Genomic DNA, 13855 nt, shown 5'->3' with positions numbered 1-13855 from the left:
GCCACTCACCACGGACCCGGTGAAATTCCGGGTGGCTCTTCTGGCCGCCGATCCGCCAGACAACGCAAAGCACCGACATTTTATTTCAATCTACCGGACATGGTTCCGGCCGGTGCGTCATTCTTTGCGAAAAAATCAGATGAACAGATTTCAGACTTACAGACGTGAGTGGTTTTCCAATATTCGCGGCGATGTTCTTTCCGGCATCGTCGTGGCACTTGCCCTCATTCCCGAAGCCATCGGCTTTTCCGTCATTGCCGGTGTCGATCCAAAAGTGGGGCTCTTCGCCTCCTTCGCCATCGCCTGCGTTTCCGCCTTCACCGGCGGGCGGCCCGGCATGATTTCGGCGGCAACCGCCGCGACGGCCGTGCTGATGGTCACGCTCGTCAAGGAACACGGGCTGCAATATCTCTTCGCCGCCACCATCCTCATGGGCGTGTTGCAGATTGTGGCGGGTTTCGCGAAACTCGGCCGGGTGATGCGTTTCGTGTCGCGCTCGGTCATTACCGGTTTCGTTAATGCACTGGCGATCCTGATCTTCATGGCGCAATTGCCCGAACTGATCGGTGTTCCCGTTGAAACCTATGTCATGATCGCGGCCGGCCTTGCCATCATCTATCTCTTCCCGCTGGTCACGAAGATCATCCCGTCACCGCTGGTCGCCATCGTCGCCCTGACCTGCGTTGCGATTTTCTCCGGCATGGACATCCGCACGGTCGGCGATCTCGGCGAATTGCCCTCGACGCTGCCGATCTTTGCATTGCCGCAGGTGCCGCTGACCTTCGAGACGCTGCAGATCATCTTTCCCTATTCGATTGCACTGGCTGCTGTCGGCCTGCTGGAATCGCTGCTGACGGCACAGATCGTCGACGACATGACGGATACGGGCAGCAACAAGAGCCGCGAATGCATCGGGCAGGGGACGAGCAACATCGCGTCTGCCCTCATCGGCGGCATGGGCGGCTGTGCCATGATCGGCCAGTCCGTCATCAATGTCAGCTCCGGCGGTCGCGGTAGGCTTTCCACCTTCGTGGCGGGTGCTTTCCTGCTGTTCCTCATTCTGGTGCTGGATGATCTCGTTCGCATCATTCCCATGGCGGCACTGGTGGCTGTCATGATCATGGTCTCCATCGGCACCTTCTCATGGCGTTCCATCCTCGATCTCCGCCGCAACCCGCCATCGTCGAGCATCGTCATGCTGGTAACCGTCGGCACGGTGCTCGCAACGCATGACCTTGCAAAGGGCGTGCTGGCGGGCGTCCTTCTTTCCGGCGTGTTTTTCGCGGGCAAGGTTTCAAAGCTCTTCCATGTCCGGCCGGAGCTTTCAGCCGATGGGCGGGAACGGATCTATCGGGTCGATGGCCAGATTTTCTTCGCCTCGACTGAAAGCTTCATCGCCGCCTTCGATTTCGCCGATGAGGTGGAAGCGGTGACGATCGATGTCAGCCAAGCGCATCTGTGGGATATTTCGGCGGTTGGCGCGCTGGACAAGGTGGTGTTGAAATTCCGCAGAAGCGGCAAGCGGGTGGAGGTAATCGGCGTCAATGAGGCGAGCGCCCATATGATCGACCGCTTCGCCCTACACGACAAGCAGGATGCGGCGGCGCTGCCACTGCACTGAGCACAAAAGAAAAGCCCCGGCATGACCGGGGCTTTTTGGTTCTATTCGTTTGCCGTCACCGTGACACCGAGCATTTTCGGCAGGGTGTTCGGCGCACCCATCGCAGCGCCCATGATCATCGGGAACGGAACCGGCTTTTCCGGTTCTGCCGTGATCGAGAAGTTCTTCGGATTGTCGATGTAGGCGTTGATGGCCGTTGACACCATGTTCTGCAACTCCGGAACATTGAGCGAGGCCATCATGATCGGGGCCATGCCCTTGATGGTCTGGGCAAGCTGGTCGCCCGTCATGCCCTGCTGGCTTGCCGCATAGTCGATGGCGCGCTTGGTGATGCTGGCGTCTTCGAAGCTGATTTCGGCATTCACGAAGGATAGCTGCTGCATCAGGCCGAGCATGGCAAGGCTTGCCGCCTGGTCCGCCTGTTCCTTGTTCGGGTTGGCAGCCTGCGCCTTCACCGTCTCCTGCATCGACTTGATGAAGTCGAGCGTGTAGCCGGAGAAACCAAAGGACATGTTGAGACGGCCGACGTCATCGAGGTCGATGGCGTATTCCTCAACATCAACAGTACCGGAGGCCACTTCCCAGCTGCCGCTCATGGTCATGTCGCCGGAAAGCGCCTGCAGCTTCAGCTTTTCAATGGCATCCTTGGTCGCCGGATCGGTGACTTCGCTGAGATCGGCCTTGAAGCCGGATGCGTCGAGTTCGAAACCGATCGAGTTCTTGTCATCGCTGACCGACATCGTCGCGCTGGTTTCCTCAAGCGAGAAAGCCGGCTTGCCGTCGACGGAAACGGAAACCGGACCGCTATGCGCTTCATCATAGAACATCAGCGAATCCACGGTGCCCGTGGTTGCATCGGCCGGAATGACGAGGCCGGACATGTAGATGTCGCTTGCCTTGATCTCTACCTTTTCCTGCTTGTAGTCGATATTGTCGAAGCGGGCGTTCTTGATCTTGTAACCGCCGTTGTTTTCCTCGACGCCTTCAAGCGTGATGTTGCCGACCGGGATTTTCTTGGCCGGATCGGCGGCAGCGTTGAAGGTCACGCTGTTCAGGGTCACCGTGGAGCCGTTGACGGCGACGGAGCCGGCAGTGATCTCGCCGCCCTGGGCGGCATAGGCTGCATTGATCTTCTTCAGCACGTCCCCGCCATCCAGCGCGAAGGCCGGCGCCGAAAGCGTAAGAAGCGCGGCACTCGCGAAAAGAACTTGCCGGGTGGATTTCAGTCTCATGATGTTTCTTCCCTCAACGTGCGGCTGTGTGCCGTGTCCGAATTCGAATGGTGATACTTATATTCGCGATTATTCAAAGGTCTATAGGATTTAGATCGATTCCCATGACGGCGGCATTGCGGCATTTGCAACGCGGTTAACAAAAAATCGCATGAAAGGGTTGCTTTCATCCACAGCTGCGCCCCCTGAATTTCTTGCCGGTTATCGGCATTTCCGCTAGTCAAGCACCATGGGAAAAGATCTGGTACCTCCGTCCGGCGGAGACGATAATATTCATCCGGTCGATTTGAAGGCGGCGCTTGAAGAGCGCTACCTCGCTTACGCCTTGTCCACGATCATGCATCGTGCGCTGCCGGATGTGCGCGACGGCCTGAAGCCGGTGCACCGCCGCATCATTCACGCCATGAGCGAAATGGGCATTCGTCCCAACTCGGCCTTCAAGAAATGCGCCCGTATCGTCGGTGACGTCATCGGTAAGTTCCACCCGCATGGCGACCAGTCGGTCTATGATGCGCTGGTGCGTCTCGCGCAGGATTTCTCGCAGCGTTATCCGATCGTCGACGGGCAGGGCAATTTCGGCAACATCGATGGCGACGGCGCTGCCGCCTATCGTTACACCGAAGCGCGCATGACCGATGTGGCGGCGCTGCTGCTGGAAGGCATCGGCGAGGACGCGGTGGATTTCCGCGCCACCTATAATGAAGAAGACGAGGAACCGGTGGTCCTGCCGGGTGCTTTCCCGAATCTTCTGGCCAATGGTGCCTCTGGCATTGCCGTGGGCATGGCGACATCGATCCCGCCGCACAATGCCCACGAACTTTGCGATGCGGCGCTGTATCTCATCAAGCATCCCGATGCGACGGTCGAAAAGCTGGTGGAGTTCATTCCCGGCCCCGATCTGCCCACGGGTGGCGTGATCATCGAAAGCCGCGAGAATATTCTCGATGCCTACAAGACCGGCCGCGGCGGTTTCCGCGTGCGTGCCAAATGGGAAACGGAAGATCTCGGTCGCGGCGGTTACCAGATCGTCATCACCGAAATTCCCTTCCAGGTGCAGAAATCGCGGCTGATCGAAAAGATCGCCGAGCTTCTGCTCGCCCGCAAGCTGCCGCTGCTGGAAGATGTTCGCGACGAATCCGCCGAAGACGTGCGCATCGTGCTGGTGCCGAAGAACCGCACCGTCGATGCGACGCTCCTGATGGAATCGCTGTTCCGCCTGTCCGACCTCGAAAGCCGCCTGCCGCTCAATATGAACGTGCTGTCGCTTGGCAAGGTGCCGAAGGTCATGGCGCTGAACGAGGTGCTGAGCGAATGGCTGGCGCACCGCAAGGACGTGCTGGTCCGCCGCTCCCGCCACCGTCTGGCCGCCATCGATCGCAGGCTCGAGATTCTGGGTGGCCTGCTGGTCGCCTATCTCAATCTGGATGAGGTAATCCGCATCATCCGCGAGGAGGACGAGCCGAAACAGGTGATGATGGCCAAGTGGTCACTCACCGACAACCAGGCCGAAGCCATCCTCAACATGCGGCTGCGCAATCTGCGCAAGCTCGAGGAATTCGAAATCCGCAAGGAGTTCGATGAACTCAGCAGCGAGAAGGCCGAAATCGAAGGTCTGCTCGCCTCCGACGACAAGCAGTGGCAGACCGTCGCCTGGGAAATCGGCGAGGTCAAAAAGAAATATGCCAAGGCAACCGAGATCGGCCGCCGTCGCACGCAGTTCGCGGATGCGCCGGATGCCGATATCGAGGCCATCCAGCAGGCGATGATCGAGAAAGAACCGGTCACCATCGTCATCTCGCAGAAGGGCTGGATCAGGGCGTTGAAGGGCCACATGTCCGATACGTCGACCCTGACCTTCAAGGAAGGCGACGGCCCGAAGCTTGCCTTCCCGGCGCAGACGACTGACAAGCTCTTGCTGCTGACGACAGGCGGCAAGGCCTATACGCTTGGCTCCGACAAGCTGCCGGGTGGGCGCGGCCATGGCGAGCCGATCCGTATCATGGTTGATATGGAAAACGATCAGGACATCCTGACTGCGTTCGTTCACGACCCGTCGCGCAAGCTGTTGCTGGTCTCGACTGCGGGCAACGGCTTCATCGTCGCAGAAAGCGAAATGATTGCTAATACCCGCAAGGGCAAGCAGATCATGAACGTCTCCATGCCTGACGAAGCCAAGCTTGCCGTGCCAGTGACGGGCGACCATGTCGCCGTTGTCGGCGAAAACCGCAAGCTTTTGGCCTTCCCGCTGTCGCAGGTGCCGGAAATGTCGCGCGGCAAGGGCGTGCGCCTGCAACGCTACAAGGATGGCGGCGTCATCGACGTGAAATGTTTCGCGCTCGCCGAGGGTCTCAGCTGGTCGGACACGGCCGGGCGCCTGTTCAACAAGGTCGGCGAGGAACTGCGCGAATGGCTGGCCGACCGCGCTACCGTTGGCCGCACCGTGCCGAAGGGTTTTCCACGTAGCGGGAAGTTTGGCGGGTGATATTTGAACAGCGTTCCCGGGGGCAAAGCCGGGACGCCTTTCCTGCGCTGCTTATATCAGCCCAGCATTCGTGCTGGGTTTTCAACGACAACTCATTCTTCTTCCGGCACATAAACCTCCCATCCGCGCGGCGTCAGATGCTCCTGCGGATGGTAGCGGGTCTTGTAGCCCATCTTTTCCGAACCATCGACCCAATAGCCGAGATAGACATGCGGCAAGCCGAGCGCGCGGGTGCGGGTGATGTGATCAATGATCATGAAGGTGCCGAGCGAACGCTTTTCCAGCGCGGGATTGAAGAAGGAATAGACCATCGACAGGCCGTCGCTCATCACGTCGCTGAGCGCCACGGCCAGAAGCTCGCCGCGTTTGCTGGAATCGATCCCGGAGCCGGGCTCGCGCACGCGATATTCGATGATGCGGGTGTTCACATGTGTGTCTTCCACCATGATCGCATAGTCCAGCGCCGACATGTCGGACATGCCGCCGGACTGGTGGCGGTTGTCGAGGTAGCGGCGAAACAGGGCGAATTGTTCGGTGGAGGGTTCGGCAGCGTGAACAGTCGCTACGACATCTCGGTTGGCGGCAAGAACGCGCCGCATCGATTTCGTCGGTTGGAACTGTTCGGTCAGGATGCGCACGGAAACACAGGCGCGGCAGGTTTCGCAGGCCGGGCGATAGGCGATGTTCTGCGAGCGTCTGAAACCGCCCTGCGTCAGAAGATCGTTCATTTCCGAGGCGCGCGGGCCGACCAGATGGGTGAAGACCTTCCGCTCCATCTGGTTCGGCAGATAGGGGCAGGTGGCCGGCGCCGTAAGATAGAATTGAGGAGAGGGCGTCGCCTGCGTGTTCATCGAACCGTGATCGCCTCCTGCGTCTGTTATAAAGCGCGCCGCGATTTCACGGGGTTGGCGGCGGCGCTTCAAGCGACAAGCATAATGTCACAGAATGGCAAAATGACGGAAAACGTCAACTGCGGGATGAGGTATTTACCGCCTTTAAAAGCCACGTTTTCGTGGCATTCTGCGATATCAGCGTGTTCTGACCATGACGGTGCCGAGCAGGAAGTCGTGAACGAGGCGCGAGCGCTCGGTAAACAGGCCTGCGAGCAGTATCAGCGGCGTCAAAACCGAGTTGATGACCCAGAACAGCACGATGTGCACGGTCGCCAGCAGGAAATCGATTCGCCGTCCGTCCATGCGCGCCATTGCGATGCCCATCGCCCGCATGCCGGGTGTGGCCTGCGAGGGGCCGCCGAGCGAAACACCGAAATAAAGCACCGCGACGATGACGAAAAGCGCCGGGTAGAGAAACCAGCCAAGGCCGAAGGTAATTACGCCGAGAAAAAACACGACGACCGCGGCCGGGATGCACAGAAGCAGAACGATCGCGTAATCGATCAGGAACGCGAAGACGCGCCGGCTCAGGACGCCGCTATAGGCGCGCCAGTCATCCGGTGCGGCATAGGTGGGGTTCTGGTCGAGGCTCATCGGTCGTTTTCTCCTGAGGGGATCTGACAGCGCGGCATATTTGCCGTGTCAGCAGACAATATGGGAAGAAAACGACCGAATACAATAAGCGTCGGGCTCAGCCCTTTGCCAGTTTGCGTGCAGCCTCTATGGCGAAATAGGTAAGAATACCGTCGCAACCCGCACGCTTGAAACAGAGAAGCGTTTCCATCATCACACGCTCGCCGTCGATCCAGCCATTCATGGCCGCGGCCTTGATCTGGGTATATTCGCCTGACACCTGATACGCGAAGGTCGGCAGCCCGAAATTTTCCTTCAGCCGCCAGCAGATATCGAGATAGGGCAGGCCGGGTTTGACCATCAGCATGTCGGCACCTTCCTCGACGTCAAGCGCCGCATCGCGGATCGCCTCCATGCCGTTGGCGGGGCTGATGTAATAGCTGTTCTTGTCGCCCTTCAGCAGACCGGCAGTGGAGATCGCTTCGCGATAGGGGCCGTAATAGCCGGAAGAGAATTTCGTCGCATAGGCCATGATGCCGACATTCTGGTGCCCGGCGGCATCGAGACCGCGACGGATGGCGCCGATACGGCCATCCATCATCTCCGAGGGGGAAATAATGTCCGAACCGGCTTCCGCCTGCAGGATAGCGGCCCTGACGACCTGCTCTACCGTTTCGTCATTGACGATCTCGTCGCCCCGCAGAATGCCGTCATGGCCATGGCTGGTGAAAGGGTCGAGCGCGACATCGGTGATCATGCCGATATTGGGAACGGCTTTTTTAACGGCGATCGTCGCCTGGTTGATGAGATTATTGGCCTCGAGAGCATTCGAGCCGGTCTCGTCGCGCAGCTCCATCTCGATATTCGGGAATGTCGCGATTGCGGGAATGCCGAGATCAGCGGCTTCCTTGGCCGCTTCCACCAGCCGGTCAACGCTCATGCGGTTGACGCCGGGCATGGCCGGAATGGGCTCGATAATATTGCTACCCGGCACGATGAAGACCGGCCAGATGAGATCATCAACGGTCAGGCGATTTTCCTGAACCAGACGGCGCGTCCAATCCGCCTTGCGATTGCGCCGCATGCGGCGATGGCCGGTGATCTCGTCGACCAGATGCGTTTTGTCCTGCATGTCAGAATGTCCTTCGATCAAATTTCGCAAGCTGCATAACACAGAGGAGGCGCGATGCGAATGCGGCAATTTTCCTGCAATGGTGTTGGGTCACAATGCCTCTTGGCCGGGATAAATCAGCTCTCGATGATGGCGGAAACGAGCTTGGCCCAGCGGGACGATAGATGCAAAAACCCAAACTTGAACGGATCGTGACGCGGTTTGCCAACGCGCCCGGCATAACCGGGCTTTCCCTGGCAATCGAGCAACCATCTACTGGTTTCTCCTGGCGATGCGGCGTAGAGCGACAGCCCTACTTCATCGCCAGCATTACCAAATTGTTCACCACGGCTCTGATCATGCAGTTATGTGAAGAGCACGTGCTTTCACTGGATACCCGCGCTGCTGATGTGCTCGGATGGGAGGTGATGTGTGGTCTCAATATTTACAAGGGATATGATTTCGGATCGAAGGTCACGATCGGTGACCTTCTGGCCCACACATCGGGCATTCCGGACTATTTCGAAGAGACGCAACCGGATGGACGCATTGTCCTTGCCGATCTTCTGCAGGCAGACAGGGGCTGGAGCTTAGATGAACTTCTGTCGATCTGCCGGTCCATGAAGGGACATTTTGCTCCCTCCACGCCGGGAAAGGCATTCTACAGCGACACCAACTATATGCTTTTGGGACGCATCATCGAAGTTCTGTGCGGTCGCAGTTACGAAGATGCGCTGCGTGAGCGTCTGCTTGAGCCGCTGGCGTTGAAGGATACTTGGCTTTTTACGGCAGCGACCCTCAACCGCTTCTGTGAGGTCACGGCGGTCATGTATCGAGACAGGCGTTTATATACGCCCAAGGCCTTGTCCTCTTTTACGGCCGAAGGCGCCATCGTATCGACTATCTCGGACCAGATCCGCTTTCTTCGCGCTTTCGTGACAGGAGAGCTGTTTCCCAAGGCATGCTTGGCGAGGATGACGGCACGGTGGCACTCGATTTTTTCACTGTGGGTTCCTCTTTCTTACGGTGTGGGTGTCATGCGGTTCAGCATTCCACGCTGGCAGTCGCCCTTCTTTTCAGTCCCGGCGATGATCGGACATTCCGGCGCCTTCGGCACAATGCTCTTTTATGTACCGGATCGTGATCTCTATATTGCCGGAACCATAAACCAAATGGTGCCTCGCAGTCTTCCTTATCGCCTCCTTCTGGCTCTTGCCTTGGCTATTTAAGAAGGGGCCGCCTGCGCGGTGCCCATATCGCCAAAACGTGCCGGCGTGCGGTGCAACCATTTGGGCAGCTTTGTATGATTTCGGCGGGTTTGCCGGCCTGGCTGATGATGATGTTTTGACAAGGCACGCGGCGGGATTCAATATGGACTGGTCGCCCGCCCGTCGAGACCTTATCTTCCGGCCATGGAACCTGATTCTCAACCTCTGCCGAAACGCCCGCTGACGGAAATCCTGTTTCTGGTCTTCATGAGACTGGTGGCGGTGTCCTGTTTCTGGTTCGGCCTGCAATATTGGGCGATGCTGACGGGCTATTCGCTTGGCGGTCATGGGCGCTTCGATATGCTGAACCTGCCCTGGCGTGTGGCGGGCAGTGCGCTCGCGGTTATTTTCCCGGTCGCGGCCCTTGGTCTGTGGCTCGGCGCCTCCTGGGGGGCGGTCATGTGGGTCATGGGCGCCGGCACGCAGATCGCCATGTATAAGGTATGGCCGCATATCTTCGGTGCCAACACGCTCGTGCCCGTCATGCACGGTCTCGTGGCAACCATTTATATACTATTCCTGGTCGCTTTCTGGCTGGATCACCGCCAAAATGAAGAGCGCGCAAGAATTGATTTACCATAAGAATAAAGCAATTCGGCCTGTTTTCAGGCCGGTTTTTTCGGTTAAGTCATTGATTTATAATGTTCGCGCTCAGCGCATTCCCGCTTCGCCACAAGTTCGGCGCCTTTGGGAAAATGCAGGTAACTATTTGTTAATCGTAGCTTTTAAGTAGAATTTTATGCGCATTGATTAGGTTCTCACTCAAGGCGGGAGACAAACAAACACACCGCCAAACAAAACAGTGAGGCAGTCATGATCAATAGCAAAGTTAAGCCGCAGGCCGTTGTTGCCGACGCACACGAAGATACCATCCGTTCGCTCTACATGGAGTCGCTGCACCTGGTGGAACGCCTCCACCGCCGCCTCCTCGATGTCATCAAGGACGAGTTCGACCGTCAGGGTCGCGATGACGTCAACGCCGTTCAGGCTCTCCTGCTGTTCAACATCGGCAATTCCGAACTGACGGCCGGCGAACTTCGTTCCCGCGGTTATTACCTCGGCTCGAACGTCTCCTATAACGTCAAGAAGCTGGTCGACCTCGGTCTCATCAACCACCAGCGCTCGCGTGTCGACCGCCGCTCGGTCCGCATCAGCCTGACCGAAGAGGGCCAGGCAATCGCCGAAACGGTTGCCCGCCTTTATGAACGCCACGTCGGCTCGATCGAAAAGGTCGGCGGCATCGGCACCGGTGAGTTCTCCGAAATGAACAAGCTGCTGCAGCGCCTTGATCGCTTCTGGAACGACTCGATCGCTTACCGCCTGTAATTCCGCGACGGTTTCACTGTTTAGGCCGGGGGCATCCTTTGCCCCCGGCTTGCGGATTCTGCGCGGTACCGCCGCGCGTTTTTCCCTGTCAAGCCCGGCCATCCGTCAGGCCTTCGCCCTGTTTTTCAGGGAAACACAGCTTCGTGAGAAGAGGGCAGTGACACGAATCGGCCATATTGATATGGGACGCGCAAGACTAAGGAGCCGGCTGTTCCTCCTGTTGTTGCGGCAAGTGCCGATTATATTGCCAGACACCAGCGCCCTGATCTTGCATATCGGGTATTACCGGCCGGCAGGCACGTTGTACGTGTTTGTTAATCATATTGATTTAGGCATTGTTCAGAATGCCGAAGAGAGTGGCTGGTAGGTAGAATGACAAAGAAATCCGTTTCCGATCCCGTATCGCGCCGCACGCTTCTGCGTTCGGCCGTTTCCGTTGGTGTTGCCGCGCTTGCCGCGCCGGCCCTTGCGCAGGATGCGCTCAACGATCTCATGGGCTCTTCGCGCCGCGGTAACTGGGATGACCAGTTCGACGCCAATACCTCGCGTTCGGCCGTCGGCGTCGTTTCCAACAATCCGGTTCTCGGACGGGAAGCCCCTGTCTACATGCAGCAGGCGATCATGCAATATCAGCAGATCGTTCAGAACGGCGGCTGGCCGGATGTGCCCGCCAGCCAGCAGCGTCTCCAGATCGGCGTCTCCGATCCTTCCGTGCAGGCGCTGCGCCAGCGACTGATGGTATCGGGCGACCTGCCGCGTGAAGCCGGCATTTCCAGCGCCTTTGATTCCTATGTCGATGGCGCGCTGAAGCGTTTCCAGGCGCGTCACGGGCTTCCGGCTGACGGCGTCAGCGGCGAATATACCACCAAGGCGCTCAATGTTTCCGCGCAGATTCGTCTCGCGCAGCTGCAGACCAACCTCGTGCGCATCCAGTCCATGTCCGGAGATCTCGGCCAGCGTCACCTGATGGTGAATATCCCGGCCGCCGCCATCGAGGCCGTTGAAAACGAACGCGTCGTGCTGCGCAACACCGCCGTTGTCGGCCGCGCCAGCCGCCCGACCCACGTCATCAATTCCAAGATCTACGAGGTTATCCTCAATCCTTACTGGACCGCGCCGCGTTCGATCGTCGAAAAGGACATCGTGCCGCTGATGCAGAAGGACCCGACCTATCTGGAGCGGAACAACATCCGCCTCATCGACGGCAAGGGGCAGGAAGTCTCGCCGACCACGGTCGACTGGTTCGCGCCGAAGGCTCCGAACCTGATGTTCCGTCAGGACCCCGGCAAGATCAACGCCATGTCCTCGACGAAGATCAACTTCCACAATCCGAACAACGAATATATGCACGACACGCCGCAGCAGGGCCTGTTCAACAAGCTGATGCGTTTTGAATCGTCCGGTTGCGTGCGCGTGCAGAACGTACGCGACCTGACGTCCTGGTTGCTGCGTGACACGCCCGGCTGGTCACGCCAGGAAATGGAACGCGTCATCGCATCGCGCGTCAACACGCCGATCAAGCTCGCGCAGGAAGTGCCCGTTTATTTCGTCTACATCACCGCATGGTCAGCGAAGGACGGCGTGGTTCAGTTCCGCGACGATATCTACGGCAAGGACGGCAATGCCGAACTGGCGCTCAACACCACCGCGGGCATGGAGCAGCCGGCAGGTGCGGTGGACGACGATTTGCTGCCGCGCAACTGATAGGGCTTAGCCGTCAGCGTGGAATTGTGGGCGAGGGGAGAGGTGATCGCTGGAAAGCCAGCCAGTCCCTCCGCCGTCATCCTCGGGCTTGTCCCGAGGATCTAATCACCTATCGTAAAATAGAAGCGTTGCAGATCCTCGGGACAAGCCCGAGGATGACGCGAGTGTGTGGCTTGGCCGCGCATCATCGAAGCGCCGCCTTTATTTTCCGTCGTATCCTGCTTTTCATAAAAACATCTGTCACTTTTCGCCGCAACGTCGCAGTTTGACGGGCAAATCTCGCTGCCCGTATTGCTCTTGTTCGGGCAGGGCGCTAAGACGCCATCGCATTACTGTTTCAGGAGCCTTCACCATGTCGAACACAGATGCTTTCTTCTCCCGTCCGCTTGCCGAAGTCGATCCGGATATTTTCGGCGCGATCGAGAAGGAACTGGGTCGCCAGCGCCACGAGATCGAACTGATCGCCTCGGAAAACATCGTTTCCCGCGCTGTGCTTGAAGCGCAGGGTTCGATCATGACCAACAAATATGCCGAGGGTTATCCCGGCAAGCGTTATTACGGCGGCTGCCAGTTCGTCGACATCGCTGAAGAACTCGCCATCGAGCGCGCCAAGAAGCTGTTCGGCGTCAACTTTGCCAACGTTCAGCCGAATTCCGGTTCGCAGATGAACCAGGCCGTGTTCCTCGCGCTCCTGCAGCCGGGCGATACCTTCATGGGTCTCGACCTGAACTCGGGCGGTCACCTGACGCATGGTTCGCCGGTCAACATGTCCGGCAAATGGTTCAACGTCGTGTCCTACGGCGTGCGCGAAGGCGACAACCTGCTCGACATGGACGAAGTGGAGCGCAAGGCCAAGGAAACCCGGCCGAAGCTGATCCTCGCCGGTGGCACCGCCTATTCGCGGGTCTGGGACTGGAAGCGTTTCCGCGAGATCGCCGATGAAGTCGGCGCTTACCTGATGGTCGACATGGCCCACATCGCCGGTCTCGTTGCCGGTGGCCAGCACCCGTCGCCGTTCCCGCATTGCCACGTCGCAACGACGACGACCCACAAGTCGCTGCGCGGCCCGCGCGGCGGCATGATCCTCACCAATGACGAGGATCTGGCCAAGAAGTTCAATTCGGCCGTATTCCCCGGCCTGCAGGGCGGCCCGCTGATGCACGTCATCGCCGCCAAGGCCGTTGCCTTCGGTGAAGCGTTGCAGCCGGAATTCAAGGACTATGCCGCGCAGGTCGTGAAGAACGCCAAGGCGCTGGCCGAAACCCTGATCGAAGGTGGTCTGGATGTCGTCTCCGGCGGCACCGACAACCACTTGATGCTGGTCGACCTTCGCAAGAAGAACGCGACAGGCAAGCGTGCGGAAGCAGCCCTCGGCCGCGCTTACATCACCTGCAACAAGAACGGCATTCCTTTCGACCCGGAAAAGCCCTTCGTCACCTCTGGTGTCCGTCTCGGCACGCCGGCCGGTACGACGCGCGGTTTCAAGGAAGCGGAATTCCGCGAAATCGGCAAGCTGATCGTCGAGGTTCTCGACGGCTTGAAGGTTGCCAATTCGGATGAAGGCAATGCCTCCGTCGAGGCCGCCGTGCGTGAAAAGGTCGTCGGCCTGACCGACCGTTTCCCGATGTACCCGTACATGTAAGGA

11 protein-coding genes and 1 other annotated feature are annotated in these 13855 nt (G+C 58.7%); of the genes, 7 read left to right on the top strand and 4 right to left on the bottom strand.

Annotation, left to right across the window (positions count from 1 at the left end):
• The first annotated feature begins 9 nt into the window (after positions 1-9).
• Positions 10-65, top strand: a sequence feature (sul1 is cis-regulatory element that is thought to sense ions involved in sulfur or methionine metabolism; They are found in Alphaproteobacteria).
• Positions 66-139: 74 nt separating this feature from the next.
• The gene (locus O8B93_RS13840) at positions 140-1621 is read left to right on the top strand and encodes a SulP family inorganic anion transporter (RefSeq protein WP_269710531.1); all 1482 of its coding nucleotides are present in this window, start codon (positions 140-142) and stop codon (positions 1619-1621) included.
• Between the two features lie 41 nt (positions 1622-1662).
• Here O8B93_RS13840 and O8B93_RS13835 read toward each other — a convergent pair whose 3' ends face one another.
• On the bottom strand, positions 1663-2853 hold the full coding sequence (locus O8B93_RS13835) for a hypothetical protein (RefSeq protein WP_269710530.1): 1191 nt from the start codon (positions 2851-2853) through the stop codon (positions 1663-1665).
• Positions 2854-3082: 229 nt separating this feature from the next.
• Between O8B93_RS13835 and parC the strand changes: the two genes are divergently transcribed.
• The gene (parC, locus tag O8B93_RS13830; RefSeq protein ID WP_269710529.1) at positions 3083-5335 is read left to right on the top strand and encodes a DNA topoisomerase IV subunit A; all 2253 of its coding nucleotides are present in this window, start codon (positions 3083-3085) and stop codon (positions 5333-5335) included.
• A gap of 92 nt (positions 5336-5427) precedes the next feature.
• On the opposite strand, the gene O8B93_RS13825 is transcribed toward parC, so the two are convergent.
• From O8B93_RS13825 to hemB, 3 genes are all read right to left on the bottom strand, one after another.
• On the bottom strand, positions 5428-6186 hold the full coding sequence (locus O8B93_RS13825) for an arginyltransferase (protein WP_269710528.1): 759 nt from the start codon (positions 6184-6186) through the stop codon (positions 5428-5430).
• Positions 6187-6363: 177 nt separating this feature from the next.
• The gene (locus O8B93_RS13820) at positions 6364-6822 is read right to left on the bottom strand and encodes an RDD family protein (protein ID WP_269710527.1); all 459 of its coding nucleotides are present in this window, start codon (positions 6820-6822) and stop codon (positions 6364-6366) included.
• Between the two features lie 97 nt (positions 6823-6919).
• Positions 6920-7933: a porphobilinogen synthase gene (gene hemB, locus O8B93_RS13815; RefSeq protein ID WP_269710526.1), complete on the bottom strand. Its 1014-nt coding sequence runs from the start codon at positions 7931-7933 to the stop codon at positions 6920-6922.
• Positions 7934-8097: 164 nt separating this feature from the next.
• On the opposite strand from hemB, the gene O8B93_RS13810 reads away from it, so the two are divergent.
• The 5 genes from O8B93_RS13810 (at position 8098) to glyA (ending at position 13852) form a co-directional block, all read left to right on the top strand.
• Complete coding sequence (locus O8B93_RS13810; protein WP_269710525.1) at positions 8098-9141, top strand: serine hydrolase domain-containing protein; 1044 nt, start codon at positions 8098-8100, stop codon at positions 9139-9141.
• Between the two features lie 183 nt (positions 9142-9324).
• A complete protein-coding gene (locus O8B93_RS13805; protein WP_006312832.1) occupies positions 9325-9762 on the top strand; it encodes a DUF6163 family protein in 438 nt (145 codons plus the stop codon).
• 234 nt (positions 9763-9996) lie between these two features.
• Complete coding sequence (gene ldtR, locus O8B93_RS13800) at positions 9997-10506, top strand: transcriptional regulator LdtR (RefSeq protein ID WP_169539083.1); 510 nt, start codon at positions 9997-9999, stop codon at positions 10504-10506.
• Positions 10507-10878: 372 nt separating this feature from the next.
• A complete protein-coding gene (locus O8B93_RS13795; protein ID WP_269710524.1) occupies positions 10879-12210 on the top strand; it encodes a L,D-transpeptidase family protein in 1332 nt (443 codons plus the stop codon).
• Positions 12211-12562: 352 nt separating this feature from the next.
• On the top strand, positions 12563-13852 hold the full coding sequence (glyA, locus tag O8B93_RS13790; protein ID WP_006312829.1) for a serine hydroxymethyltransferase: 1290 nt from the start codon (positions 12563-12565) through the stop codon (positions 13850-13852).
• Positions 13853-13855: the final 3 nt, after the last annotated feature.

Origin of the sequence: Martinezella rhizogenes (genome assembly GCF_027460065.1) — a bacterium.
Taxonomy (GTDB): Bacteria; Pseudomonadota; Alphaproteobacteria; order Rhizobiales; family Rhizobiaceae; genus Agrobacterium; species Agrobacterium rhizogenes_C.
The sequence above is the reverse complement of the archived record's forward strand: the minus strand, read 5'-3'. Positions and strand labels throughout refer to the sequence as shown.